The following is a 25,391-nucleotide window of genomic DNA, read 5'->3' on the forward strand; positions in this document are numbered from 1 at the left end:
TCGCGGTGCCCTGGCTGGTGGTTATCGATCATGTCAGCTTCAGGAAGTTCTGGATCAGTTCGTGCCCATATTGGGTCTTGATGGATTCCGGGTGAAATTGCACGCCGAATATCGGCCGTGTCTTGTGGTGTACCGACATGATTTCCCCATCTGATGTCCAGGCGTCAGCAACCAGCGCATCTGGCAATCTGTCCATCGGTATGGCGAGCGAATGGTATCGAACCACATCGAATTCCTCTGGGAGACCTTCAAACAGACCGGTCCGGGCGTTCCTGATACGCGATATCTTGCCGTGAAGGATTGCCTGCGCATGGACCACGGGCTCACCCATCGCATGGCCGATCGATTGATGACCAAGGCATACGCCTAGTATCGGAAGATCGTCAGGGGCGGCGTTGACGAGGTCTACGCAAATGCCCGCTTCCAGGGGGGTGCAGGGACCTGGAGACAAGACGACCCCCGCAGGCGACAGGGCGAGCGCGTCGTCGACAGACATTTCGTCATTTCGGATAACCCTGGTCTTCCCGCCCGCCTGCTCGACGTAATGGACAAGATTCCAGGTAAAGCTGTCATAGTTATCGACGACGAGGATCATTGGTCGAACTCATAGATGGCTGAGAGTTCTGCGGCGCGTTTCAGGGCGCCTGCCTTATGGACCGTTTCGTCAAACTCGTATTGCGGCTTGCTATCCAGCACCACGCCGCCTCCGGCCTGAACGTGGATCTGTCCGTCCTTCAGCACGGCTGTCCTGAGCGCGATGCAGGTGTCCATGTCGCCGTTCCAGCCGAAGTATCCCACGGCGCCGCCATAAATGCCCCGGCGGGATGCCTCCAGCTGATCGATGATCTGCATGGCCCGGATTTTCGGGGCGCCAGAGACTGTGCCAGCGGGAAGGCCAGCGAGCAGGGCGTCGACGCTGTCGAGGCCTTCGCGCAGGTCACCCTCGACGTGGCTGACGATATGCATGACGTGGCTATAGCGTTCGACGATGAACTGCTCACTGACCTCAACAGTACCATAGGCCGCAACCCTGCCAACGTCATTTCGGCCAAGATCAAGCAACATGAGGTGCTCTGCACATTCTTTCTCGTCTGCGAGCAGGTCTGCAGCCCGCCGCGCGTCCTCTACGGCGTCGCCGGACCGCGGGCGGGTGCCGGCGATTGGCCGGATGGCAACGCGTCCGTCGCGCACACGAACGAGGATTTCGGGGCTGGAGCCGACCAGGCGCACCGTGCCGAGGTTCATGTGGAACATGAAGGCTGAAGGGTTCAGGCGCCGCAGGGCGCGGTAGAGACTTATTGATCTGCGGTTATACGGAGCCGAAAACCTTTGGCTCGGTACAATCTGAAAAGTGTCGCCGGCTCTCGCGTATTCGATCGCGGCTTCGACCATCTCAAAATAGCGCGCCTTGCTCGTATTTGAAACGAAGTTGAGATCATCAGCCTTGTTCTCTCGAGGCGAAAGGGGAGCAATCTTCTCCAGCGACGCCTCTATCTCATCCAGCAGCTTGTTTGCTGACGCCTCATCACCGTCCGGGTGACGGGCGATCAGGAGAAGTTCCTGATAGAGGTGATCAAAGACAAGAACAGCGCCAGGAATGACGAGCAAGGCATCCGGTACATGTAAGTGGTCGGGCGCCGAAATGGTCACGGGTTCGACGTACTGGATCATATCGTAACCGATATACCCAAAGGTTCCGGACGCCATGGGGGGAAGTCCGGTTTCGTCGGTGTCGGCTCGACCAGCTTCGGCGAAGTGCCTCAGTGCTTCTATCGGGGACATGTCCAGACGTTCAGCGTTCGTGAAGTCCGCATCTTCGGCAACTTCGGCGACGCCGTCATGGATTCGGAACCATTTCAGCGGCCGAACGCCCAGAAAGGAGTATCGACCGAGGCGTTCTCCACCATGGATAGACTCAAACAGAAACGAGCCAGCCTGTTCCGGGTCCAGCTTCAGCATGGCTGAGACTGGCGTTTCGATATCTCCGATCCGCCGTCGTACGATCAGGCGGTCGCGTGTCATGAATCTGGGTTCACCCGGGACTTGTAGCTTTCCAGTGACCGCTGGTTCACTTCAAGCTCGACGTCTTTCTGGATTTCGGTGGCGAAGGCCTCGAACACATCATTGACCAGCTGTTGCACAATCTGCTGTCCCGAAGCGGTCGCCATGGCATTCATTTCCTCGGCAGAAGCGCGGTCGATCGCGACGAGCTGCACAATCGCCACTTCGTCCCTGTTCTGCATTGGCGCGATGTAGATGTCGCCTTCCTCGGCGAGCGAGAAAACGCCTGCCACAAATTGCGGTGGAATGGCCGAAGCGTTGTTGGTTCGGCGGGTAAACGCCGTATCCGGCGAGCTGATCGTGCTGTCGTACTCTGCAGCAGCGTCAGCGAATGTCATAGTTCCAGCTTCAATATCGGACTTGATCTGCCGAGCGCTATTGCCGAGCAATTCGCTGTTGCGCTGTGCCTGAACCACTGTCCGCAAATCATCACGAATTTCGTCAAATTCAGGTGTTCGAGCTTCCTCGATGGCATCGACGCGGAGCATGTAGGCGGTCTCATCCTGACCAAATCGGGCGGTCTTGGCGCCCTCGGTCAGGTCGAATGCGCGTGTGAGAATCTCCGGATCGGCTCGCAGAATTGATGGCGCAAGGCCAAGTTCAGTCACCCCGGAACGGTCGACAGCGACGAAGCTCAACACAGGTGTGCCCATTTCTGCAGCGATTTCCTCGATACCGGCACCTGTGCCGATGAGGTTATCGAGGCGGCTCAGTGAGTCATAATACAGGCCAATCGCTTGCTCCCGTGACAGGGAATCGGTGATGTCATCACGGACCGTCTCGAACGCCTCAACCTCACCCGGTTGAATCGACTCTAGACGAGCGACTGTAAAGAAATTACCCGTCTGTACTGGCCCGAAAATGCCACCTGGTTGAGCCGAGGGGCCGAACACACGTTCCGCCAAGGCTGCACTCGCCATGCTCGTTTGAGGGCCTGAACGTTCAGCGGAATTAGCCAGACCTGAAATTGTAGACGCAGTGGCGCCGCCAGCAATCCGGCCAAGAGCCTGACGGGCTTCCGCCTCTGTGGCGAAGGTGAATTCGGTCCAGGTGCGCGTGTCAGGCCCCGCATATTGCTGCGTTTTGACGGCCTCATAGTAAGCGCGCAGATCTTCCTCGGTGAGGTCGGCCTGGTTAAGGAAATCCTCCAGCTTGAGCTGGATCAGGCTGACCGCGCGTCTTTGCGGCTGAGCGAAGGCTTGCTTTTGCTGATCGTAATAGGTTTGCAGGTCTTCGTCTGTGACATCTTCAGCAGGTGGCAATGCGGAACGAGGCAGAATGAACCACGACGCTTTTCTCAGTTCGCCATTATAGGCGGCTTGCAGGGCCGCAATCGGTTGCGGGGCTTGAAGCGCCGTCTGTGACGCGCCCGTCAGCCGGGAAATCGTCATGTCGCGCTTCAGGAAGGCTTCGAACATCGGAATCGAAAAGCCGTTGGCCTGCAGCAGTTGATTGAAGCGAGCAGGGTCGAAATTACCGGTATCACTGGCAAAGGAAGGATCCTCGCGAATGATCTTTAGCACGGCGTTATCGGTGGCGGTTGCGCCGAGCTTGTCCGCGTAGGCCATCATCGTGGTGCGGAACAGTTCTCGCTGGTAAATCTGATCGACAATACCTTGTTCGACCGCCTGAGCCTTGCTGATGGCACGCCCACGGTCATCAGTCGCCGTGCGCAGCTCCCGCTCAATCTCCTGGTCAAGCTGGGCTTCAGTGAGCCTGGTGTTTCCGGCCACGGCCATATTGTTGCCGATGCCACCGGAAAACACGTCCGTCACGCCCCATGCGCCCATGGCTATAATAAGTAGAAGGAAAAGTAGTCCCGCCAGTTTCGTGCGGAGCATATTCCTGATCAGGGTCAGCATTTGCGGATGACCTCACCGTTTGTCTTGTCTCGTACCGAACTGCTTGCTAGGCGAGGCCGCTGGTAGTTGCAAGATGGGGAACACTGTATGATCAGGCCACTTATCGCTGGGAACTGGAAGATGAACGGTCTTCTGGCCTCACTCGACATCATGCGTGAGATGGAAAGTGGACTGTCGTCGCTGCAGGACAAGGCTGATTGTCTCATTTGTCCACCGGCGACCCTTCTTGCGTCCATGGCCGCCGAAAAGAGCACTTCGCGGCTGAAACTGGGCGGGCAGGACTGCCATAGCGAATCGTCGGGAGCGCATACTGGGGACACCGCCGCTGAGATGGTCGCTGACGCGGGTGGATCCTATGTCATCGTTGGTCATTCGGAGCGCCGCGCTGATCATGGCGAATCGAGTGAGATTGTCGCAACCAAGATGAAAGCAGCCTTCAGAGCTGGCATTACGCCGATTATCTGCATTGGCGAAACGCTGGACGAACGAGAAGGGGGCAAGACGCTTGATGTCGTCAGTGATCAGTTGGCCGTGTCGATCCCTGATGAAGCGTCGGGCACCGATTTCGTCGTTGCATATGAACCTGTCTGGGCGATTGGGACAGGAAAAGTCGCGACGGTTGAACAGGTCGCCGAGATCCATGACGCGATCCGTGCGGCATTGGAAAACCGCTTTGGTGCGCAGGGCGCAGGCACACCGATCCTCTACGGTGGTTCGATGAAACCTGAGAATGCAGCCGGCCTGCTGGCACTTTCGAACGTAAATGGTGGCCTCATCGGCGGAGCGAGCTTGAAAGCCGCGGATTTTCTCGCCATCTACGCCGCTTGCGTAAGCCAATTGTGAGTTAGGGGGCTTGGCGCGGAGGCCCTAACGGCTTATCCGGCGCGTCAAGCATTCCGGAAGAGACATAAATGACCGTCATCCTTGTCGTCCATATCCTGGTAAGCATCGTTCTCGTCGTTGTCGTGCTGATGCAGCGCTCCGAAGGTGGAGCACTTGGCGTTGGCGGCGGCGGCGGCGGTGGTGGCGGTGGACTGATGTCTGGACGAGGCGCTGCCGGTGCGCTGGTTCGTACCACTATCATTTTTGGCGCCATCTTTTTCATTACCAGCCTGGTCTTGACGACATTCGCGACACGTCATTTGGGCGACGATCGCTCTGCGATCGAGAGGCAGCTGGAAGAGGACGCGACGGGTCAGTCATCCCCTGGAGACCCACTGGATGTCCTAAACGATCCGACAGCGCCTTTGCTTGACGATGAGGGGTCTGACACATTCGGTGTGACGCCAGAAACTTCTGACCCTCTGGCTGCCGACACGCAGGCGGATGATCCGCTCGCGGCCGATGTTCCGGAAACGGACGCGGAGACCGGCACAGGCGAAGAAGCTGTGGAAGAAGAGCAGCCTCAGTAACAACAAGTGCGTGCCCTGATGGCGGCGCGCAGCGAATCGGGCAAACTGATATCCCATGATCCGCTATATTTTCATTACGGGCGGCGTGGTTTCCTCGCTGGGAAAAGGCATTGCATCTGCCGCGATGGGCGCGCTCCTTCAGGCGCGTGGCTACAAGGTGCGCCTGCGTAAGCTTGATCCTTATCTCAACGTCGACCCCGGCACGATGTCGCCGCGCCAGCATGGCGAGGTTTTCGTCACCGATGATGGTGCGGAGACAGATCTCGATCTCGGTCATTATGAGCGCTTTACGGGCGTCTCGGCGCGTCAGTCCGACAATATCACTACGGGGCGCATTTATCAGGACATCATCGAGAAGGAACGCCGTGGCGATTTTCTCGGTGCCACGATCCAGGTCATTCCGCACGTCACTGATGCGATCAAGGAATTCGTCCTTTCCGATCCGGGCGAGGGTGTGGATTTCGTCCTCTGCGAAATCGGCGGCACCGTGGGGGACATCGAAGGCCTGCCATTCTTCGAAGCGATTCGTCAGCTCGGCCAGGAACTCGGCCCGGAGCGCGCCTGCTTTATCCATCTGACGCTGCTGCCTTACATTCCGGCCGCTGGCGAAATGAAGACCAAGCCGACCCAGCACTCGGTCAAGGAGCTTCGATCGATCGGCATTCAACCGCAAATCCTGCTGTGTCGTTGCGACCGCCCGATCCCGGAAACCGAGAAGGGCAAGATTGCGAGCTTCTGTAATGTCCGCCCCTCCAGTGTCATCGAAGCGAGGGATGTTGGCCATATCTATGATGTGCCGGCAGCCTATCACGCAGAGGGTCTGGACACCGAAGTGCTTTGGCACTTCCGGATGGAGGATGCGCCAAAGCCAGACCTCACGCGCTGGAACGAGATTGCTCAGACCATTCATAACCCCGATGGCGAAGTGTGTATCGGGTTGGTCGGAAAATACACCGACGTTCCAGACGCCTATAAGTCTGTTTCCGAGGCTCTGGTGCACGGTGGGCTTGCGAACAAGGTGCGCGTGAAGGTTCGGATGATCGATTCTGAGCAATTCGACGATGAGCACCACCCGCTTGATATTCTGGAAGGGGTTCACGGCGTCCTTCTGCCCGGAGGGTTCGGAGAGCGCGGCGCGCACGGCAAGATGCGTGCAGCGCGCTTTGCCCGCGAACGGAAAATTCCCTGCTTCGGAATCTGCTACGGCATGCAGTTGTCAGTGTTGGAAGCAGCTCGACACCTGGCAGGGTTTGGAGACGCTTCGACGACGGAGTTCGGACCAACGGATGAGCCTGTGGTGGGCCTCATCGAGGAGTGGATCAAAGGCAACGAGAAGATTCAGCGCGATGAAAATACGGACAAGGGCGGAACGATGCGCCTCGGCGCCTATCCGGCTCGTCTGAAAGAGGGCAGCAAGATCGCGCAGATCTATGGCACGACAGAAATTTCTGAGCGGCACCGCCACCGCTATGAAGTCAATCGGGGATATGTCGAGGCGATGGAAAAAGCAGGTGTCTCGTTTGCAGGCATGTCGCCGGATGGCCTGTTGCCTGAGACAATCGAACTCGACGACCATCCCTGGTTCATTGGCGTACAATTCCATCCGGAACTGAAATCCCGCCCGTTTGAGCCGCACCCTCTATTTGCGAGTTTCATCGAAGCCGCAAAAGTACAGTCGCGCCTCGTCTGACGGGTTGCAATCGGCGAGTCACGCAAGTATACGCGCGGTTTGGATTCACGCGGACCGTTTGGTTCGCAAACTTCTGGAACACGACCATGGCAGTCCCAAAGCGAAAAACAACGCCGTCGAAGCGTGGCATGCGCCGTGCGCACGACAAGCTTAACAACAACACCTACATCGAAGATGCGGATTCCGGCGAGCTTCGCCGCCCGCATCACATTGACCTGAAGACCGGCGTGTATCGTGGTCGTCAGGTGCTGGAGCCAAAAGAGGACTACTAAGTCCGGCTAAAGGCTTGCGCCTTCCAGCAACAAGAATTACCGACAAGGCGCCCTCGGACCAGTTCCGGGGGCGCACTTACATTTGCCAAGCTACACAGGAATGCGCCATGAGCGAGATCGTCGATATTTATGCCCGTCAGATTCTGGACAGCCGGGGCAATCCGACTGTCGAAGTCGACGTGACACTTGAAGACGGTTCAACCGGTCGCGCTGCCGTGCCATCGGGGGCCTCGACCGGGGCTTATGAGGCCCATGAGCTGCGCGACGGCGAAGATGCTTATGGTGGCAAGGGCGTCCACAAAGCAGTCGAAGCTGTGAACGGCGAAATCAATGATGAGCTTGTTGGCATCTATGCGACCGAACAGCGTCTGATCGACGGTCTGATGATCGAGCTCGACGGCACCGACAACAAGAAGCGCCTCGGTGCAAATGCGATTCTTGGTGTCTCCATGGCGGTGGCCAAAGCCGCAGCCGAGAGTTGTGGTATGCCGCTCTACCGCTATGTCGGAGGGACGAATGCGCGCATCCTGCCAACGCCGATGATGAATATCATCAACGGGGGCGCGCACGCCGACAACCCGATCGATATTCAGGAATTCATGATCATGCCTGTCGCCGCCGAAAGCTGCGCCGATAGTGTGCGGATTGGCGCGGAAGTATTTCATGCGTTGAAGAAGCTGCTCCACGACGCCGATCACAATACTGCCGTAGGAGATGAGGGCGGCTTTGCCCCTAATCTCGCGTCAACTGACGAGGCGGTAGGCTTCATCATGAAGGCAATTGAAAAGGCTGGATACACGCCGGGAGACGAAGTCGCGCTGGCGCTCGATGCGGCGTCCACTGAATTCTACAAGGATGGCAAATACGTCCTGGCCGGCGAAAACACGACTCTCGATGCCGAAGGAATGGCGAAGTATCTTGGTGATCTCGTTGACCGTTATCCGATTATCTCCATCGAGGACGGCATGGCCGAGGATGACTGGGATGGCTGGAAGACCCTTACTGATCTTGTCGGTGACCGCTGCCAGCTGGTCGGCGACGATCTCTTCGTTACCAATCCTGAGCGCCTTGCGATGGGACTTGAGCGCGGTGCGGCGAATTCCATTCTGATCAAGGTCAATCAGATCGGCACGCTGTCCGAAACGCTGGACGCGGTGGAGCTTGCTCATCGCCATGCGTACACGGCTGTGATGTCTCACCGTTCAGGTGAGACTGAGGATGCCACGATTGCCGACCTGGCTGTCGCTGTGAACTGCGGACAGATCAAAACCGGGTCCCTGTCGCGCTCTGACCGTCTCGCCAAATACAATCAGCTTATCCGTATCGAGGAAGAGCTCGGTGCTGCTGCGCTTTATGCAGGGCGCGCACTGATCAACGCCTGATTAGGCTTTTGTTAACCGTAATCGATTCCACTGCTGATTCGCTTTCAGCAGAGGGTCGATTGTGGCGCCGAAATACGTAGCAGCATCATTAAGCGCTCTTGCCGCATACTTCGCCTATCACGCTTTTGCGGGACAGCAGGGGCTCGGCCACTGGAGCGATATGCAGGCCAGGCTGACTGACAAGCAGGCTGAACTTGCAACGCTTCAAAAGGCAAATGACGCCCTACGAGCGGATATTGCGCGCCTTACACCCGGCACAGTTGATGCCGATCTTGTGGAACTTCTAGCGCGCGAAAACCTTGGGTTTGTGTATCCTGATGAAATCGTCCTGATGATCGACGCAGACGCACCTGCATTTTGACATAGGTGCTAAAACTGGACGAACCCCCGCTTCTGGATACATAACCGGTGTATCAAAGCAGGAGGTCACATGGCGAAAGCGCCTAGCAAGAGCAAAAGCTCGACCAAGAAAAGTAAGCTTAACAGGGACGAAGCGCTTAAATTCTACCGAGACATGTTGTTGATCAGACGCTTCGAAGAGCGCGCTGGACAGCTTTACGGTATGGGTAAGATTGCTGGTTTCTGTCACCTTTACATCGGGCAGGAAGCCGTTGTCACCGGCATGCAGGCATGCCTGAAAGAGGGCGACCAGGTTATCACTGGATACCGCGATCACGGGCACATGCTGGCGTGCGACATGGATCCAAAGGGCGTCATGGCAGAACTGACAGGCCGGGCCGACGGATACTCCAAAGGCAAAGGCGGCTCGATGCACATGTTCTCGAAAGAGAAGAATTTTTATGGCGGGCACGGCATCGTCGGAGCGCAGGTTCCGATCGGGACTGGCCTCGGCTTCTCCAACAAGTATCGCGGTACGGACAATGTCTGCCTTGCCTATTTCGGCGACGGCGCGGCCAATCAGGGCCAGGTCTATGAATCGTTCAACATGGCATCCCTATGGGATTTGCCGGTCGTCTACGTGATTGAAAACAATCAATACGCGATGGGTACAAGTGTGGCTCGTGCATCGGCGGAAATTGAACTTTTCAAGCGTGGCATTTCATTTGAAATCGAAGGCGAAGAAGTCGACGGCATGGACGTCTATGCGGTGAAGGCCGCTGGCGAGAAGGCTGTGAAATACGCCCGGTCGGGCAAAGGGCCATACATTCTTGAAATGAAGACCTATCGCTATCGCGGCCATTCCATGTCCGATCCTGCCAAGTATCGAAAGCGCGAAGAAGTTGATGACATTCGCACCCATCATGACCCTATCGACGGGCTGAAAGCACAGATCCTGAAAGAAGAGCTCTCGACTGAGGACGACCTCAAGGCGCTGGACAAGGAAATCAAGGACCTCGTGAAAGAGGCCGCTGACTTCTCACTGGACAGCCCGGAGCCTGACCCAAGCGAGCTGTGGACCGACGTTCTTCGTGAGGTGGAGTCAGTATAATGGCAATTGATATCCTAATGCCCGCGCTGTCGCCCACTATGGAAGAGGGCACTTTGGCCAAATGGCTCAAGAAGGAAGGCGACACGATTTCGTCCGGCGACATCATCGCTGAAATCGAAACAGACAAAGCGACGATGGAAGTCGAAGCCGTCGACGAAGGCGTCCTGGCCAAAATCCTGATCGATGAAGGCACTGAGGGCGTCAAGGTGAACTCGGTCATCGCAAGGTTGGCCGAAGACGGAGAAAGCGCGTCGGATGTTGACGGTGAGGCGCCGGCCAAGACGGAAGCCTCCGAGTCGAAAGAGGCGCCGGAAGCAGACGGCGATGATGACAGCGCTGATGATCAAGCGGAGGGAGCGGAAGCGCCGCCCGCGCCTGAACTATCGACCTTGAAAGACCCTGAAGTGCCGGAAGGCACGAGCTTCGTCGACACCTCCGTACGAGACGCGTTGCGCGATGCGATGGCGGAAGAGATGCGCCGCGACGAAACCGTCTTCGTTATGGGTGAAGAAGTTGCGGAATATCAGGGCGCGTACAAAGTCACGCGCGAGCTTCTTCAGGAGTTTGGTGCCAAGCGCGTCGTCGATACGCCGATTACCGAGCATGGTTTTGCCGGACTCGGCGTAGGGGCGGCATTCGGTGGCCTCAAGCCGATTGTTGAATTCATGACGTTCAATTTTGCCATGCAGGCGATTGACCAGATCATCAATTCAGCTGCCAAGACCCTTTACATGTCGGGCGGTCAGATGGGTTGTCCGATTGTGTTCCGTGGGCCTAACGGTGCCGCGTCACGCGTGGGCGCTCAACACAGCCATGATTATAGCGCCTGGTATTCAAATGTTCCGGGTCTGAAAGTCGTTGCGCCTTACGATGCTGCTGACGCCAAGGGCCTGCTAAAGGCGGCCATTCGCGACCCGAACCCGGTCGTGTTCCTTGAGCATGAGCTTCTCTATGGCGAGAGCTTCCCGGTCCCTGAAATCGAGGATTACGTTCTCCCGATCGGCAAGGCCCGGGTTCGCCGCAGTGGGGCGGATGTCACCCTGGTTGCTCATTCCCGCATGGTTGGCTTTGCGCTTCAGGCGGCTGAAAAGCTTGCCGAGGACGGCATTGATGCCGAGGTGATTGACCTGCGTTCGCTCCGCCCGCTCGACACCGATACGGTGATCGAGAGCGTGAAGAAAACCAACCGGATCGTGACGTGCGAAGAGGGCTGGCGGTTTATGGGTGTGGGCGCTGAAATCTGTGCGACCGTGGTCAACGAGGCGTTCGACTATCTGGATGCGCCGCCGACCCGGGTCCATCAGAAAGACGTGCCGCTTCCTTACGCTGCAAATCTGGAAGCGATGAGCCTTCCGGGAACGGCGGATATTATCGCTGCCGCCAAATCAGTCTGTGAGGGCATGTAATGGCCATCAACATCACAATGCCCGCGCTGAGCCCGACGATGGAAGAGGGTACGCTCGCCAAGTGGCTGGTGAAGCCAGGTGATACCGTGTCCTCAGGCGATATCATCGCTGAAATCGAGACCGATAAGGCAACGATGGAAGTCGAGGCCGTGGATGAAGGGACCGTCGCGAAGATATTGATCGATGCCGGTACCGAAGGCGTGAAGGTCAATTCTGTCATCGCCGTGCTGGCTGAAGAGGGCGAGGACGTTGATAGTGTCGAAGCGCCAAAAGGCGATGCTCCCGAAAAGTCCGAGACCAAGAAGGAAGAGCCGAAGAAGGAAGAAGCCAAGGCCGACGCTTCCAAGAAGGTGGAGAGCGATGCCAAGCCAGCGCCGAAACCTGACGCGAAGCCCGAGGCGCGGTCGGCGCAGGGCAAGGATGTCTCCAAGGAACTCGCATCAACGCCGATGAAGCTCGCCTCTGTCGAAAGCGGTGACGATCGGATCAAGGCGAGCCCACTCGCGCGCCGGATTGCGGCGCTGCGCGGCATTGATCTCGGCTCTCTCAAAGGGTCCGGACCTCATGGCAGGATCGTGAAGAAGGATGTCGAGAGCGCGAAACCTGGCCAGACTGCTGGTTCATCGACGGGTGCAGCGGCCGCCGCGCCTGACGGTCTTATTCTGCCACAAGTGCTGGATGATCGCATTTACGCGCCCGATAGTTATGAGCTGAAACCGCTCGATGGCATGCGCAAGACTGTCGCGAAGCGGCTGACGACAAGCTTCATGCAGGTGCCGCACTTCCCGCTCACCGTGGACATCAAGCTCGACAAGCTGCTCTCGGCGCGGGCCGGCATCAATGAGGCTGCGCCAGAGGGCGTAAAGATCTCGGTCAATGACATGCTCATCAAGGCGTCCGCGCTGGCGCTGATGGCTGAGCCTGATTGCAATGCGAGTTATTCGGACAATGGCATCGCCTATCACAAGTCGGCACACGTCTCTGTTGCTGTCGCCATTGATGGCGGCCTGATTACGCCCGTCATCTTTGATGCCCAGAAGAAGGGTCTAGCTACCATTGCGGCGGAGATGAAAGATCTTGCCGCCCGGGCCCGGGAACGGAAACTGAAGCCGCAGGAATATACGGGCGGGACGTTCTCGCTTTCCAATCTCGGTATGTTCGGCATCAAGACGTTCGCCTCGATCATCAACCAGCCCGAAGGCATGATCATGTCTGTCGGCGCCGGTGAGAAGCGGCCTGTCGTCAATGACAAGAACGAGATCGTTCCGGCGACCGTGATGACCGTGACGCTGACCTGCGATCACCGCGTCATCGGCGGCGCGGAAGGCGCAAAATGGCTGCAAGCGTTCAAGCGCTACGTCGAAAGCCCTGAAAGCATGCTGCTTTAGATTTTGGAGGCCATTATGGCTGATTACGACCTGATTGTTGTTGGTTCAGGCCCGGGTGGCTACGTGTCGGCCATCCGTGCGACACAACTTGGCATGAAGACCGCCATTGTCGAGCGCGAGAGCCTTGGCGGGATCTGTCTCAACTGGGGCTGCATTCCGACCAAAGCGCTGCTTCGCTCTGCCGAAGTGCTGCACCTGGCGAAGAATGCCAAGGATTTCGGCCTGAAGATCGACAAGGCGGATTTTGATCTTGATGCCGTCGTGAAGCGCTCGCGCAACGTCGCGAAACAGCTTTCGTCTGGCGTCAGTCATCTGATGAAAAAGAACAAGATCGACGTTCTTATGGGCGAAGCGAGCCTGAAGAAGGGCAAGCCTGCGCCGGTCGTGACCGTCAAGGACAAGGACGGAAAGTCAAAGGACTATCAGGCCAAGCATGTCATGCTTGCAACGGGTGCCCGCGCCCGTGCCATTCCTCAGGCAGGCCTCGAGCCGGACGGCAAACTGATCTGGACCTATCGCGAGGCCATGGTGCCCGATGTCACGCCGAAGAAACTCCTTGTGATCGGCTCCGGCGCCATCGGGATCGAGTTTGCGAGCTTCTATAATGAGCTGGGCAGCGATGTGACCGTCGTCGAAGCGCTGGACCGCATCCTGCCGGTCGAGGACGAAGAAATCTCGGCGATGGCGCGCAAGCAGTTTGAGAAGCAGGGGCTGAAGTTTCACACGGGCGCGCAGGTCAAATCGCTGAAGAAAGACAAGAACAGCGTTACCGCTGAAGTGTCTGTCGGCGGCAAGACGGAGAAGATTGAAGCGGATCGCGTCATCCTCGCGATCGGTATCGTCGGCAATGTCGAGAATCTCGGCCTCGAGGAGCTTGGCGTTAAAGTCGAGAAGACGCATGTCGTTGTCGATGGGTTCGGCCGCACTGGCGTTGAAGGGCTTTATGCGATTGGCGACCTGACAGGCCCGCCATGGCTCGCGCACAAGGCCAGCCATGAAGGCGTGATCTGCGTCGAGGGCATAGCAGGCGGAAATGAAGCCCATCCATTCGATGCGTCGAATGTTCCAGGCTGCACCTATTCGCATCCGCAGGTCGCAAGCGTTGGGCTAACAGAGTCGAAAGCCAAAGAGACAGGGCGCAAGCTGAAGGTGGGCAAGTTCCCGTTCATCGGCAATGGCAAGGCGATCGCGCTCGGTGCCGGTGACGGCATGGTGAAGACGATCTTCGATGCCGAGACAGGCGAGTTGCTGGGCGCTCACATGGTCGGCGCTGAAGTGACAGAATTGATCCAGGGCTATGTCATTGCGCGGCAGGGGGAGCTTACCGAAGCCGAGCTTATGGAAACCATATTCCCGCACCCAACACTGTCCGAAATGATGCACGAATCTGTGCTCGCCGCTTACGGCAAAGTTCTTCACATCTAGAAGCGCCGCGCCGCTTGACGGCGCGGGCGACCCCGGTCAGTTTCCGGCTATGCCAAGCGCCGCCCGAAAAATGAATGAGCAGACCTTCATATGGTTTGGCGGCGATATGTTTCAGCCAACGCCGGAAGGCGCGCTCTGGTGGGATGCGCAGAAGACGCTAATCGTCTCCGATCTACACCTGGAAAAAGGCTCGAGTTATGCGCGCAGGGGCCAGCTCCTGCCGCCATACGATACAGGCGCGACACTCGGCATCGTCGAACGGTTGACGGCTCAGTTCAGGCCAGAGCGGGTGATTTCGCTCGGCGACAGTTTTCACGATGCATCATCAGAAGAACGGCTTGCCGCTTGTGATGTCGCGCGTATCCGGCGGCTGACAGACAGCTGTGAGTGGTTCTGGGTCGAGGGAAATCATGACCCTGACCCGCCAGCCCATCTTGGTGGCACAGGCATAAACACGCTGCGGATCGGCGAATGTGTCTTCAGGCACGAGCCGGCTGGCGAACGCGGTGAAATTGCTGGCCATCTGCATCCCGTCGCGCGAATAGGCGGGCGGGGGCGCAGCGTTCGGCGAAAATGCTTTGTCACTGATGGAGAGCAGATGATCATGCCGTCGCTTGGAACGCTTACAGGTGGACTCAATGTTCTTGATGAAGCTGTTACAGCCTGTTTCGCGCAGTCCCCTTCCATTTTTGTGACGAGTACTCAGAGCGTATATTTCGCGGACGCCCGGACGCTGAGACGAGATGTCAGTGATCGTGGTGGCAATTCCGGATGGCGCCTCTAGTTTAGCGCATAGAAACAAATCCTTACGCAAGAAGGACACTTATCATGGAGCAACTCCAGAACCTCGATTATGCGGCCTTGTGGGCCGAATACTGGCCGATCATTCTCTCAGGTGCGCTGAAGGTCGTTGGCGCGCTATTCGTCCTGATTATCGGTCTGCGGATTGCCGGTTGGCTCGCGAACCTAGTGCGCAAACAGATCAGCAAACGCCCCGGCGTAGACGAAACGCTGGGCAGTTTCTTTGGCTCTGTGGTGCGTTGGTTCGCGACAGCGGCCGTCTTCATTGCATCGCTGCAAGTCTTTGGGGTGCAGGCGACGAGCTTTGTCGCCATTCTCGGTGCACTGACGCTGGCCATCGGCCTGTCGCTGCAAGGCGCGCTAGGCAACATCGCGTCCGGCGTCATGATCATGCTGTTCCGGCCCTATAAACTGGGCGACTATATCGAGATTGATGGGGAAGCCGGCACGGTAAAGGACATCAATCTGTTCCAGACGATCCTTGCTACAACCGACAATGTGAAAATCATCGTTCCGAACACCCAGGCGATCGACGGGGCGATCAAGAACTATTCGGGTTTCGCGACGCGACGCTGCGATATCACATATGGCATCGATTATGACGACGATATGGATAAGGCGATTGCGATCATCAGATCGTTTGTCGACCGCGATGACCGCATTCTTCAGGATCCCGAACCGTTCATCAAAGTCGTGAATCTTGGTGACAGCTCTGTCGATATCCAGGCGCGGCTGTGGTGCAATACGGCTGACTACTGGCCGCTCAAATTCGACATGATCAAGCAGGTTAAGGCAGAATTCGACAATCAGGGCATTTCCATTCCATATCCGCACCGTACTGTCGTTCAGAAGGAAGCGAGCTGAGCGGCTCGTTATCAGGGGAGGATAAGAGGTGTCAGCAACTGGTGAAGAACCTGTTGTAACGCCTGTCGAGCCAGCCTCGACCAAGAAGACATCCACCAAGGTGCCCAAACGGCCTGTCCTGCTAAGGCTGTTTGGGTTGTCCATCTGGGGCGGGTTCAAACTCGTCGTGGTTTGCGTCCTGGTCGGCTTCTTTCTGCTGGCGCTTGAGTTCGATCCAGCAGCCAAGGATGTGAATGTGCTTGGCGCCTTGACCGATCTGATCAAGAACCTCGCAGGCGCGGCGATATGGGCCATAACGAACTTCTGGAAGCCACTCTTGGCCGGGGCAAGCATTGTGCTGCCGCTTTGGGTCTTGTGGCGCCTGGCGAGTCTGCCGTTTCGCAAATAGGCAGCGACGCATACGAATTCTTCAAATCAGGGAGACGAAAAAATGGACACCTCAAAGCTGATGTTCCGCGATGGCCTGCTCAAAGGCGAGCGTATTCTGGTGACAGGAGGCGGGACGGGGCTCGGAAAAGAGATGGCAGAGGGCTTTCTGAAGCTTGGCGCTGAAGTGCATATCTGCGGGCGGCGTGGTGCCGTTTGTGAAGATACAGCGAGCGAGTTGATGGACCTGCACGGCGGGAAGGTCGTGCCGCATGCTTGTGACATTCGTGTCGCTGAAGCGATTACCGACATGAATGATGCGATCTGGTCATCGCATGGCCCGCTGACGGGGCTGATCAATAATGCTGCGGGAAACTTCATCTCGAGAACAGAGGATCTCTCTATTCGAGGATTTGATGCCATCTCGAACATCGTCTTCCGCGGCAGTTTTTATATGACGCATGACATAGGCAAGCGGTGGATCGCCGAAAAGCGCAAAGGAAATGTCGCGTCCATTCTGACCACATGGGTCTGGAATGGAGGCCCATTCGTTGTGCCATCAGCGATGTCCAAAGCCGCGGTCAACACGATGACGCAGAGCCTCGCTGTAGAGTGGGGCCGTTATGGATTGAGGTTTAACGCCATCGCGCCTGGTCCATTCCCGACGGAAGGAATGTCAAAACGCCTGGCGCCGGATGAGGAAGGCGCAAAGCGAATGGATTCCGGCGCGGCGAATCCGATGGGGCGCGTTGGCGAAATGCACGAACTGGTCAATCTTGCCGTTTTCCTGATGGCGCCCGGTGCTGAATATGTAAACGGTCAGACGATTGCGATCGATGGCGCCATGTACAATGCATCCGGTGGCAACTTTGCGGCCCTGACGGCGTGGGGTGACGAAGAATGGAAAGCGGCTCGCGATGCAATCGAAGCCACGAATGCCAAGGATAAGGCGCAGCGTAGCGTTTAGGCTTCTTCGCCAGGCGCTATGAACTGGTCGAGCGATTCGCCGCGCCAGTTTGCTTTGGCGATATCGATCCGCTCGTGAACGTCTTCAGGAATTGATGTCATCTTATGGATCGGCACCAGAAGCGGTCGGAGGCCTCGGAGGTTAGCCGTCTGAATGGCGATGCCCGGACGTGCATTAAGTTCAAGCAGGGTGGGGCCCTTGTGTTCGCAGATCACGATGTCGACACCAACATACCCTAGACCAATGTGGTGGCCGAGCCGCGAGGCGAGCTCAAGGATTTCTGGCCATGCAGGGACCTGGAAGTCGCGAACGGGCGTCTCAAAGTCGGGATGGAGGTCAACCGCGTCGTTATGCTGTACGCCGCGCGTGGTGATGCCGGAGACAAGGTCGATACCTGCGCCAACGCCGCCTTGGTGGAGGTTTGCCTTACCATCGGATTCGGCCGTGGGAAGGCGCAACATCGCCATGACGGGAATGCCGCGAAAGACGATCACGCGCACGTCTGGTACACCGCCAAAGGCGAGCTTCGAGAATGCGGAATGGGGGACCAGCCGTTCTTCAATCAATACCTCATCGGAGCCGTCTCCCATCGAGAACATGCCCGATAACATGTTGCTGATGTGATATTTGACGTCGTTCCATGGGGTTATCTGGCCACTCATCCGGCGCAGGCCTGTTTTTGCCAGCCCGTTGAAGACCATAATGCCGCCGCCGCCAGAGCCGCGAGCGGGTTTCACTACAAAGCTCGCACGCTTTTTTGCGATCTGCTCGATGATGTCGATCTCACCGCCATACCGGATCACGCCAAATTGTTCTGGGACGGTGACGCCGGCTTCTATGGCGAGCTTCTTGGTAATGATCTTGTCGTCAACGAGCGGGTAGTACCGGCGTGGGTTATAGGCGGCAATGAAGTCCAGATTTCGGCTGTTCATGCCGAGAACGCCGGCTTTGGCGAGTCGGGTAAAGGGTCTCATCACCGCTCCTCAACGCGTTCAGCCTCATTGGCGAGAACTTTGAAACGGAAGAACTCCGTGACCTTGTAGCCGGTATAGCGACCGAGCATCAGGACGATCGCGAGCACGATGAGCAACAATTCCGGAAAGACGATCGCAATGTGTTCGATATATTCACTCGTGAGAATGTAATACCCCGGAACGGCGCCAGCCAATGATCCTGCGGCCTTTTTCAACGCCTCCTGAGCGCCGTCTTCTTCCCAGGTTAGCGACATGCGCTCGATGGTCATCGTAATGATGACGAGTGGGAACAGCGAAATTGAAAGCCCGGTCTGTATTCCAGCCGCTTCGCCAATGAGTGCGATCGTCATCATCAGGAATGTCACAATGATCAGGACAGCCGCCAGTCGAGGCACAAGCAAAAGCTGAAGCTGATTGAAATAAGCCCGTAACAACAGGCCGATAGAGACGATACCTATAAACAGGATCATGCCGGTGAATAGCGACGTCTCACGGAATGCCAGCGCGATCAGAATTGGCATGAACGTTCCGAATGCTGGCATCCCGATAATCTGTTTCAACAGCACGATGATAAGGGCACCGAGCGGAATGAGCAGGAGAACGCGGAAAACAAGCTGAAGGTCGATCGGCAAGCTTAACAGCGACGTCGCGTTCACCCAGGGCGCGTATTCTTGTCCGCGTTCCATCGCGCGAACGAGTTGGCTCTCAAAGTTTCTGGCGACGGACCAGGACACGCCCAGACGCCTGAAGCCGTCACCATCGACGATTGGTGCGCGGTCATAAACGATGGGCAGCGCCCGGGAATTGTCGAGGGGTTCGGCCGATCTTGCGCTGGCGCTGACCCACTCATCATTCAGCCAATATTCAACCCAGCTCTCTAACGGCGCCTGACGCGTGTCAGTGTTGAGCATGATGCCCTGCACATGACGGGCCGGCGTTCCTGCCGCATTCAGCAGGAAGACGAGGCGGTCCGACGCGTTGCGGATTTCCGGAGGGCCGCCCTCAATTATGGTCGTGATACGGTCATCATCTTCATCAGCGCTGAGGCGCGCCAGCTGCGCAATGAAGCTGCGTTCTCCCGCGGATTTCTCCAGAGCTTCCGAGAGGACGGAATCGAGGGCAACCAGAAGCGGCGTCGCGTTTTCCTGGATGGCGCGGCGCCGCTCCGAGCGGCGGTAGTCCGATATGGCTTCTGGCGTCGGCCGTGCGTTGTTGGCGCCGAGACGGCGGTCCACCGAAATGAGTTTAGCCCGGTAGAAAAGAACTGCGCTACCATCCTGAGCACGGCGCTCAAATACGGCGCGGCGACCAGTTTCGTCGGTGGTGGTTTCGATGCCAAAGCCCGATGCGATGAACGACTCGTCGACGACGGAGAACTGTCCTTCCGATTCCGGCAGCGCCAATCTCAAAGTGACGGGCTCTCCCTCGCCGCGGAACGACACCTTGGCTTCGAGTGTCCAGGTGTCCGAATCGAGGTCTGGCACGACAGGAAAGCCGAGCTGCGTGACCTTGTAGAAGAAAATACCGAGCGCTGAAGCGATCAGAACTCCTACAATAATCAACAATTGAATGCGTTTCACGCGGCGACCCCTTCGACCTCAAAGACTCGATAAGCTGATATCAGCTGCAGCGAGCCTTTTTGGTGTAAATTTCACTAGAGTCGACAATGATACTCGCTTTTTTCAACATATTTCTGCCGATGAGGGTTTCATAGTTGAAGTGTGCGCGATCTGCGAGAGTCACTTCATCTTCGATCAAACGCCCACCCAAACAGAATTCAAGATCCACGACAGGGCGGTAAATCACACCTGCCTTCTTGGTTTTGATGGCTGCCCAGCGAACAACTTCGGTTTCGATGGTTCGTTCGTCGCCATCCTCATTGATGACTTTGAAAACGATGTCACGGCTCTCGTCCTCGTCATCGAAATCTTTTCGATTGGGTTTGGACAGGATTTCAGCATGGATGGACGAGGTCGTCGCTCCTGTGTCCAGTTTGGCGTCAAGTTCAATGTCCAGATCTGCGATGCGAACATGTTCCAGCCAGCCCAATACGTGCTTGTCGTCGCTATCTGAATCGGCGACTGCGGGAGACGCGACGAAACATATCGCGAGAAGGGCGGCGACCTGGCTCTTGAGGGTCATGAGTGATTCCTTTGGGGTCTTTCTTGCGGGCGTCCTTCAACACTCAAATTGTGATCAAGAGATGGCAAATACTGTCATCCTGGTGTTGCTCAGACTTCGGCGTAGTCGAGGACCATCTTGTTCACCGCGCCATAATCAATCTTGCCGGTTCCCAAAACGGGTATCTCCTCAACGTGATAGACCTTTCGGGGCACAGAAAGTTCCGACACGCCGTGAGATTGTGACCAGGCGATGATGGCGCTTCTGTCGGCATTTTTCGCAGTGGTGAACAGCACAATCTGCTCTCCCTTGCGGGCATCAGGAATGGCGGCGGCTGCATGCATGTCGTCTGGCCAGATCGCACTGGCACAGTTTTCAACGACGGACAGTGACACCATTTCACCGCCAATCTTGGCAAATCGCTTCACGCGTCCGCGAATCCAGATGCAGCCATCTCCGTCGATCGCAACGATGTCTCCAGTATCGTGCCAGCCATTATCGGTCGGCTCGATCACGCCAGGATTGTTCGGGCGCATATAGCCAAGCATCACGTTTGGCCCTCGAATTCTCAGCTTGCCGCCTTCTTCGATGCCCTCGACTGGAACAAGCTCACATTCCATGCCGGACATGAGTTGCCCAACGGTGCCGGGCTTGTTCATTTCAGGACGGTTGGCGGCGACCACTGGGGACGCCTCTGTTGCGCCATAGCCTTCGAGGATTTCGATGTCGAATTTCCGCCGCACCAGTTGACGCGTCTCATCCTTTACGCGCTCAGCGCCACAGACGGCCAGACGAACCGAATCCAGATCGCCTTCGTCGCCAGCGCGGGTGTACTGCGAGATGAAAGTATCGGTCGCCAGCAAGATCGTGGCGCCTGTCTGGCGAATACGTTTGGCGATTTCCTTTGGTTGCAACGGAGTTGGATGGAAGATTGCTTTTACGCCGGCAATGATGGGCAGGAGGGCTCCCACTGTCAGACCAAAGCAGTGAAACGTCGGTAGAGGGTTGAAGACCGAATCGGTCTCCGGGTTCAGCCCAATGTGCGCACGAACCTGTTCGACATTCGCAATGACGTTTTCATGGCTTAGAACAACACCTTTGGGCTCACCCTCCGTGCCAGATGTGAAGAGAATGACACCCGTCTTCTTATAGGACTGTCCGGGATGAAAGAATTTCGGGAATATTGGGCCCAGAGCACCGGCAATTTTATTACCCAGACTCAGATTCTCGCGAACATCTTCGAGATAAATGATCTCGGCGCTTTGCTCTAATTCCTGAATGAGAGGTTCCAGCCCGCCGAGGTCTACGAATTTGCGTGCCGTTACAATCCTGGTGACTTCCGCAGCCTTCATGGACGATCGAATATTCGCCGAACCGGCCGTGAAATTGAGCATTGCGGGCGTACGGCCAGCGGCCAAGACGCTTAGAAAGGCTATGACGGCCCCAGCACCCGTCGGCAGCATAATGCCGAGTGTCTCGTTCTTTCGGGTCATGCCTTTCAGCGCAGACCCCAGTGCAAACGATGCGCGGACGACTTCCGAGTAGGAGAGTTCGCGCTCATCTCCATCAATGATCGCGATTTTTGATCCGCCAAATTCCTTTTTGGCGCGCAGAATTGCAGAGAAAATATCGGTACGCGCACGTTTCGGCTGAAATGGAATCGCCATTGGAATGTTCGGCATATGCGGCCTCACCCTTGGAAATTTGTTATTATTTCTCGACTTAGAGTGTCATATTCCGTGCTCAATTCAAACGCCTACTGTCAGACGGAGCAGCCCTGCCATGTGGATATGCGGCTTGATGAGTAGGGCGCAGCAGGCCATTTAGAGACCATGGTTACCTTGATCGACGGCAAAACAAAGTTCCGGCACCCGGAAAAGCGCAATAGGCCCGATACCCCGGTCCTGCGCAAACCCGACTGGATTCGCGTCAAAGCGCCAACCGGCAAGGGATTTGCCGAGACCCAGGAATTGGTGAGATCCAAAGGTCTGGTCACCGTCTGCCAGGAGGCTGGGTGTCCGAATATCGGTGAATGCTGGACCAAGAAGCACGCAACGATGATGATCCTGGGCGAAGTTTGCACGCGCGCCTGTTCTTTTTGCAATGTGTCGACCGGCAAGCCCTCACCCGTCGATGCCGACGAGCCGCGCCGGGTTGCTGAAGCCGTTTCTGAAATGGGGCTTGAGCACGTCGTGATCACCTCTGTCGATCGTGATGATCTGGAAGACGGCGGAGCGTTGCATTTCGTTGCAGTTATTGAAGCTATTCGTGAAGCGTCCCCCGGCACGACGGTCGAGATTCTGACACCTGATTTCCTGCGTAAGGATGGGTGGGAAAACAAGGTCATCGACGCGCGTCCCGACGTGTTCAATCACAATCTGGAGACTGTGCCGCGGCTGTATCTCTCAATCCGCCCAGGCGCGCGCTATTACCATTCGCTTCGGTTGCTTGAGCGCGTCAAAGTGAGAGATCCGAACCAGTTCACAAAATCTGGCATCATGGTCGGTTTGGGCGAAACGAAAGAGGAGGTGATGCAGGTCATGGACGATATGCGGTCTGCGGGCATCGACTTCCTCACCATCGGTCAGTACCTGCAGCCGACACGCAAACATGCTGCGGTGGATCGCTTCGTGCATCCTGACGAGTTCAAGTCGTATGAAGAGATTGCGCGGTCTAAGGGATTCCTGATGGTGTCCGCGTCGCCACTGACGCGTTCGAGTTATCATGCTGGCGAAGATTTCGAACAGCTGCGAGCGGCCCGGCTGCAAGTCAACAGCTAGTCCGATTGTGCCGACACTCTCCAAGAAAGTCCTGATCCCGTATTCGCCCGATCAGATATTTGAACTCGTGGCAGACATTTCGCGGTACCCGGAATTCATCCGGTGGATCCGAGACATAAAGGTTTCTGATGTCGAGGAAGCTAACGGCATTCGCTACTACAGAGGCGAAGCGCGCGTCGGCTTCAAGGGGTTTTCCGAACGCTTTGCGACCGACATTGCGGCTGATCCTCAAAGCCATTCGATCAAGGTTGATCTCGCTAGAGGGCCATTCCGTCGGCTAAAAAACAGATGGGATCTGAGCGAGGCCTCGGATGGCACGACCATCGTCGACTTCTTCATTGACTATGAGTTTCGTAACCCGGTCTTGTCGCTACTGGCACGTGCAAATACGGACCTTGCCGTGTCCAAGATCATGACGGCCTTCAAGGAAGAGGCGGATCGACGTTACGGTTAGGGAATTTGCTGACGGATCATATTCAGCGCGGTCTCCAGCGTCGCCATTCTGACTTCGGCTCTTCCAATGTCCCCAAAGTAACAGGCCTCATGCAACACCGCCTTGTTTTCGCGGGCGCAGGCTATGTGGACGGTACCGACAGGTTTCATCGGGGTGCCGCCGCCCGGCCCGGCGATGCCGGTGATGGCCAGAGACAAATTGGCTCGACTATTCTCCAGAGCGCCTTCTGCCATCAAGCGGGCGACCGCTTCAGACACCGCGCCATAGTCCGCAATCATGTCGCCGGGCAACCCGAGCATTTCTTCCTTTGACCGATTTGAGTAGGTGACGAAGCCTCGCTCGAAGACGTCTGAAGAGCCGGAAAATTCAGTGAAGAGCGCTGCGAGCAGTCCGCCAGTGCAGGATTCGGCGGTGACGATTCTAACCCGCCGTTCGCGGGCTTCATCCATTACGAGCAGGCACAAATTTCGAATGCGATCAGAAAACATGGACGTCCTTTCAGGCAGGCTTCCGACATAGCGTTGCGATCGCCTGCGCTGCAATGCCTTCCTTGCGCCCGGTGAAGCCAAGCCCCTCGGTCGTGGTCGCTTTTATGCTGATGCGATCGAGGGGTAGTTGTGCGAGCGTAGCGGTTGCTTCGCGCATGGCCTGCCGGTGCGGCTTCACTTTCGGGGCTTCGCAAATGATGGTGATGTCGCAGCTGTCGAGCTGCCATCCAGCGTTGGCTGCAAGTGACAGCGCATGAGACAGGAATATCCCGGAGTCCGCATCCTTCCACTTTGGGTCGCTTGGCGGAAAGTGATCACCGAGATCACCGAGAGCGAGCGCACCGAAAATCGCATCTGTCAAAGCATGCCAGCCAACGTCAGCGTCCGAATGACCTGCGAGTGCCTGGTCGTGGGGAATCTTCGTACCGCAAATCGTGACATGGTCTCCCGGTTCAAATCCGTGCACGTCAAAACCAGTGCCCACTCGGACTGGGCTTGAGCCGACATCGAGAAGTTGCGTCATGATGTCGAAATCCTTCTCGTAGGTGATCTTGTCCAGCGTGCGGTCACCATCAATGAGCGCCACCTTCGCGCCCAAACTTTCGATCGCCGCCAGATCGTCCACAAAGTCGTCTGTCGTATTGCTGAGCGCGGCAGAAATCTGGCCAAATCTGAACGCTTGCGGTGTCTGGATCCGGAAAAGCTCATGCCGATCAACATTTTCGAGACCTGCGTCGCTCCGCCGCTTCAATGCATCGGTTACGGGCAGGGCAGGGGCCGCAGCGTCGGCTGTCTCAAGGGACGATATCAGGGCGCTGATCAGCGCGGGTGCGAGACCAGGACGCGCCGCATCGTGAATGAGGACGATGTCATCCTCTTGTGCATCCAGAGACTCTAATCCGTTGCGTACAGATTGTGAGCGCGTGTGACCGCCTGCTGTGATGATTAGCTTTTCACGGTCGGCAATATGTGTTGCTGCCTCTGATGAAGGCATGACGAGGCAAATTGTGTCGACCTCGGGATGCGTATGGAGAACGTTCAGAGACCACTCAAAAACCTGACGCTGTCCCAAAGTGCGGAATTGCTTTGGCGTGCTCCCAGAAACTCTGGTTCCTTTGCCTGCAGCAACGATAATGGCGTGCACTTTCATGGTGGTAGCCAATACTGCTGTTGATGCAGGATGGCCACAGCGAACGAGCTAAATGCTGCGCCCAATTGTGCTTGCCTA

General features: G+C 56.8%; 25 protein-coding genes. 16 read left to right on the plus strand and 9 right to left on the minus strand.

What is annotated here, in order from left to right; genetic code table 11:
• Window positions 1–28 precede the first annotated feature (28 nt).
• From WNY37_RS11065 to WNY37_RS11075, 3 genes are read right to left on the minus strand one after another with little or no spacing between them, the layout of a single operon-like run.
• The gene (locus WNY37_RS11065; protein ID WP_342973448.1) at window positions 29–595 is read right to left on the minus strand and encodes an aminodeoxychorismate/anthranilate synthase component II; all 567 of its coding nucleotides are present in this window, start codon (window positions 593–595) and stop codon (window positions 29–31) included.
• Window positions 592–2,022 carry an anthranilate synthase component I gene (gene trpE / locus WNY37_RS11070; RefSeq protein WP_342973449.1) on the minus strand — a complete coding sequence of 477 codons (1,431 nt, stop codon included), beginning with the start codon at window positions 2,020–2,022 and terminating at the stop codon, window positions 592–594. Before trpE ends, WNY37_RS11065 begins: the two co-directional genes overlap by 4 nt.
• Complete coding sequence (locus tag WNY37_RS11075; protein WP_342973450.1) at window positions 2,019–3,923, minus strand: SurA N-terminal domain-containing protein; 1,905 nt, start codon at window positions 3,921–3,923, stop codon at window positions 2,019–2,021. The genes trpE and WNY37_RS11075 overlap by 4 nt, the downstream gene beginning before the upstream one ends.
• Window positions 3,924–4,010: 87 nt before the next feature.
• Here WNY37_RS11075 and tpiA point away from each other — a divergent pair, with 87 nt between their 5' ends.
• The 14 genes from tpiA to WNY37_RS11145 all read left to right on the plus strand — a co-directional run bounded on the left by tpiA (window position 4,011) and on the right by WNY37_RS11145 (window position 17,346).
• Window positions 4,011–4,766, plus strand: coding sequence for a triose-phosphate isomerase (tpiA, locus tag WNY37_RS11080; protein WP_342973451.1), 756 nt, complete (start codon window positions 4,011–4,013; stop codon window positions 4,764–4,766).
• 68 nt (window positions 4,767–4,834) lie between these two features.
• Window positions 4,835–5,335, plus strand: coding sequence for a preprotein translocase subunit SecG (gene secG, locus WNY37_RS11085; protein WP_342973452.1), 501 nt, complete (start codon window positions 4,835–4,837; stop codon window positions 5,333–5,335).
• A gap of 55 nt (window positions 5,336–5,390) precedes the next feature.
• Window positions 5,391–7,025: a CTP synthase gene (locus WNY37_RS11090; protein WP_342973453.1), complete on the plus strand. Its 1,635-nt coding sequence runs from the start codon at window positions 5,391–5,393 to the stop codon at window positions 7,023–7,025.
• Between the two features lie 86 nt (window positions 7,026–7,111).
• A complete protein-coding gene (rpmF, locus tag WNY37_RS11095) occupies window positions 7,112–7,297 on the plus strand; it encodes a 50S ribosomal protein L32 (protein ID WP_084393744.1) in 186 nt (61 codons plus the stop codon).
• 107 nt (window positions 7,298–7,404) lie between these two features.
• A complete protein-coding gene (eno, locus tag WNY37_RS11100; RefSeq protein ID WP_342973454.1) occupies window positions 7,405–8,679 on the plus strand; it encodes a phosphopyruvate hydratase in 1,275 nt (424 codons plus the stop codon).
• Between the two features lie 61 nt (window positions 8,680–8,740).
• Entirely contained in the window at window positions 8,741–9,040 is a 300-nt protein-coding gene (locus WNY37_RS11105) for a septum formation initiator family protein (protein WP_342973455.1), read from the plus strand.
• A 69-nt stretch (window positions 9,041–9,109) separates the two neighbouring features.
• Window positions 9,110–10,129, plus strand: coding sequence for a pyruvate dehydrogenase (acetyl-transferring) E1 component subunit alpha (pdhA, locus tag WNY37_RS11110; protein WP_342973456.1), 1,020 nt, complete (start codon window positions 9,110–9,112; stop codon window positions 10,127–10,129).
• Complete coding sequence (locus WNY37_RS11115) at window positions 10,129–11,535, plus strand: pyruvate dehydrogenase complex E1 component subunit beta (protein WP_342973457.1); 1,407 nt, start codon at window positions 10,129–10,131, stop codon at window positions 11,533–11,535. The genes pdhA and WNY37_RS11115 overlap by 1 nt, the downstream gene beginning before the upstream one ends.
• Window positions 11,535–12,923 carry a pyruvate dehydrogenase complex dihydrolipoamide acetyltransferase gene (locus tag WNY37_RS11120; RefSeq protein WP_342973458.1) on the plus strand — a complete coding sequence of 463 codons (1,389 nt, stop codon included), beginning with the start codon at window positions 11,535–11,537 and terminating at the stop codon, window positions 12,921–12,923. Before WNY37_RS11115 ends, WNY37_RS11120 begins: the two co-directional genes overlap by 1 nt.
• Before the next feature lie 15 nt (window positions 12,924–12,938).
• Window positions 12,939–14,348: a dihydrolipoyl dehydrogenase gene (lpdA, locus tag WNY37_RS11125; RefSeq protein ID WP_342973459.1), complete on the plus strand. Its 1,410-nt coding sequence runs from the start codon at window positions 12,939–12,941 to the stop codon at window positions 14,346–14,348.
• A gap of 106 nt (window positions 14,349–14,454) precedes the next feature.
• The gene (gene pdeM, locus WNY37_RS11130) at window positions 14,455–15,132 is read left to right on the plus strand and encodes a ligase-associated DNA damage response endonuclease PdeM (RefSeq protein WP_342973460.1); all 678 of its coding nucleotides are present in this window, start codon (window positions 14,455–14,457) and stop codon (window positions 15,130–15,132) included.
• 44 nt (window positions 15,133–15,176) lie between these two features.
• Window positions 15,177–16,013: a mechanosensitive ion channel domain-containing protein gene (locus WNY37_RS11135; RefSeq protein WP_342973461.1), complete on the plus strand. Its 837-nt coding sequence runs from the start codon at window positions 15,177–15,179 to the stop codon at window positions 16,011–16,013.
• 28 nt (window positions 16,014–16,041) lie between these two features.
• Complete coding sequence (locus WNY37_RS11140) at window positions 16,042–16,401, plus strand: hypothetical protein (protein WP_342973462.1); 360 nt, start codon at window positions 16,042–16,044, stop codon at window positions 16,399–16,401.
• Between the two features lie 42 nt (window positions 16,402–16,443).
• On the plus strand, window positions 16,444–17,346 hold the full coding sequence (locus WNY37_RS11145; RefSeq protein WP_342973463.1) for an SDR family oxidoreductase: 903 nt from the start codon (window positions 16,444–16,446) through the stop codon (window positions 17,344–17,346).
• On the opposite strand, the gene WNY37_RS11150 is transcribed toward WNY37_RS11145, so the two are convergent.
• From WNY37_RS11150 to WNY37_RS11165, 4 genes are all read right to left on the minus strand, one after another.
• Window positions 17,343–18,320, minus strand: coding sequence for an alpha-L-glutamate ligase-like protein (locus WNY37_RS11150; protein WP_342973464.1), 978 nt, complete (start codon window positions 18,318–18,320; stop codon window positions 17,343–17,345). The two genes, WNY37_RS11145 and WNY37_RS11150, sit on opposite strands and share 4 nt — an antisense overlap.
• Window positions 18,320–19,900, minus strand: a complete 1,581-nt coding sequence (locus WNY37_RS11155; RefSeq protein ID WP_342973465.1) for a UUP1 family membrane protein — start codon at window positions 19,898–19,900, stop codon at window positions 18,320–18,322. The genes WNY37_RS11150 and WNY37_RS11155 overlap by 1 nt, the downstream gene beginning before the upstream one ends.
• Window positions 19,901–19,940: 40 nt before the next feature.
• A complete protein-coding gene (locus tag WNY37_RS11160) occupies window positions 19,941–20,462 on the minus strand; it encodes a RimK/LysX family protein (RefSeq protein ID WP_342973466.1) in 522 nt (173 codons plus the stop codon).
• Window positions 20,463–20,551: 89 nt separating this feature from the next.
• Window positions 20,552–22,123, minus strand: coding sequence for an AMP-binding protein (locus tag WNY37_RS11165; RefSeq protein ID WP_342973467.1), 1,572 nt, complete (start codon window positions 22,121–22,123; stop codon window positions 20,552–20,554).
• A gap of 150 nt (window positions 22,124–22,273) precedes the next feature.
• On the opposite strand from WNY37_RS11165, the gene lipA reads away from it, so the two are divergent.
• Together lipA and WNY37_RS11175 are read left to right on the plus strand one after the other, a co-directional pair.
• Entirely contained in the window at window positions 22,274–23,221 is a 948-nt protein-coding gene (gene lipA / locus WNY37_RS11170; RefSeq protein WP_342973468.1) for a lipoyl synthase, read from the plus strand.
• 7 nt (window positions 23,222–23,228) lie between these two features.
• Entirely contained in the window at window positions 23,229–23,675 is a 447-nt protein-coding gene (locus WNY37_RS11175; RefSeq protein WP_342973469.1) for a type II toxin-antitoxin system RatA family toxin, read from the plus strand.
• On the opposite strand, the gene WNY37_RS11180 is transcribed toward WNY37_RS11175, so the two are convergent.
• Window positions 23,672–24,163: a CinA family protein gene (locus WNY37_RS11180; protein WP_342973470.1), complete on the minus strand. Its 492-nt coding sequence runs from the start codon at window positions 24,161–24,163 to the stop codon at window positions 23,672–23,674. The genes WNY37_RS11175 and WNY37_RS11180 overlap by 4 nt on opposite strands.
• Window positions 24,164–24,173: 10 nt before the next feature.
• Complete coding sequence (locus tag WNY37_RS11185; RefSeq protein WP_342973471.1) at window positions 24,174–25,313, minus strand: bifunctional 2-C-methyl-D-erythritol 4-phosphate cytidylyltransferase/2-C-methyl-D-erythritol 2,4-cyclodiphosphate synthase; 1,140 nt, start codon at window positions 25,311–25,313, stop codon at window positions 24,174–24,176.
• Between the last annotated feature and the right edge of the window lie 78 nt (window positions 25,314–25,391).

It is taken from the genome of Henriciella sp. AS95, from assembly GCF_038900055.1.
GTDB lineage: Bacteria > Pseudomonadota > Alphaproteobacteria > Caulobacterales > Hyphomonadaceae > Henriciella.

Bases quoted from the DNA above. Each gene is read 5' to 3' on its own strand.
- WNY37_RS11065 (WP_342973448.1), bottom strand. From the start codon at position 595: ATGATCCTCGTCGTCGATAACTATGACAGCTTTACCTGGAATCTTGTC.
- trpE (WP_342973449.1), bottom strand. From the start codon at position 2,022: ATGACACGCGACCGCCTGATCGTACGACGGCGGATCGGAGATATCGAA.
- WNY37_RS11075 (WP_342973450.1), bottom strand. From the start codon at position 3,923: ATGCTGACCCTGATCAGGAATATGCTCCGCACGAAACTGGCGGGACTA.
- tpiA (WP_342973451.1), top strand. From the start codon at position 4,011: ATGATCAGGCCACTTATCGCTGGGAACTGGAAGATGAACGGTCTTCTG.
- secG (WP_342973452.1), top strand. From the start codon at position 4,835: ATGACCGTCATCCTTGTCGTCCATATCCTGGTAAGCATCGTTCTCGTC.
- WNY37_RS11090 (WP_342973453.1), top strand. From the start codon at position 5,391: ATGATCCGCTATATTTTCATTACGGGCGGCGTGGTTTCCTCGCTGGGA.
- rpmF (WP_084393744.1), top strand. From the start codon at position 7,112: ATGGCAGTCCCAAAGCGAAAAACAACGCCGTCGAAGCGTGGCATGCGC.
- eno (WP_342973454.1), top strand. From the start codon at position 7,405: ATGAGCGAGATCGTCGATATTTATGCCCGTCAGATTCTGGACAGCCGG.
- pdhA (WP_342973456.1), top strand. From the start codon at position 9,110: ATGGCGAAAGCGCCTAGCAAGAGCAAAAGCTCGACCAAGAAAAGTAAG.
- WNY37_RS11115 (WP_342973457.1), top strand. From the start codon at position 10,129: ATGGCAATTGATATCCTAATGCCCGCGCTGTCGCCCACTATGGAAGAG.
- WNY37_RS11120 (WP_342973458.1), top strand. From the start codon at position 11,535: ATGGCCATCAACATCACAATGCCCGCGCTGAGCCCGACGATGGAAGAG.
- lpdA (WP_342973459.1), top strand. From the start codon at position 12,939: ATGGCTGATTACGACCTGATTGTTGTTGGTTCAGGCCCGGGTGGCTAC.
- pdeM (WP_342973460.1), top strand. From the start codon at position 14,455: ATGTTTCAGCCAACGCCGGAAGGCGCGCTCTGGTGGGATGCGCAGAAG.
- WNY37_RS11135 (WP_342973461.1), top strand. From the start codon at position 15,177: ATGGAGCAACTCCAGAACCTCGATTATGCGGCCTTGTGGGCCGAATAC.
- WNY37_RS11145 (WP_342973463.1), top strand. From the start codon at position 16,444: ATGGACACCTCAAAGCTGATGTTCCGCGATGGCCTGCTCAAAGGCGAG.
- WNY37_RS11150 (WP_342973464.1), bottom strand. From the start codon at position 18,320: ATGAGACCCTTTACCCGACTCGCCAAAGCCGGCGTTCTCGGCATGAAC.
- WNY37_RS11160 (WP_342973466.1), bottom strand. From the start codon at position 20,462: ATGACCCTCAAGAGCCAGGTCGCCGCCCTTCTCGCGATATGTTTCGTC.
- WNY37_RS11165 (WP_342973467.1), bottom strand. From the start codon at position 22,123: ATGCCGAACATTCCAATGGCGATTCCATTTCAGCCGAAACGTGCGCGT.
- lipA (WP_342973468.1), top strand. From the start codon at position 22,274: ATGGTTACCTTGATCGACGGCAAAACAAAGTTCCGGCACCCGGAAAAG.
- WNY37_RS11180 (WP_342973470.1), bottom strand. From the start codon at position 24,163: ATGTTTTCTGATCGCATTCGAAATTTGTGCCTGCTCGTAATGGATGAA.
- WNY37_RS11185 (WP_342973471.1), bottom strand. From the start codon at position 25,313: ATGAAAGTGCACGCCATTATCGTTGCTGCAGGCAAAGGAACCAGAGTT.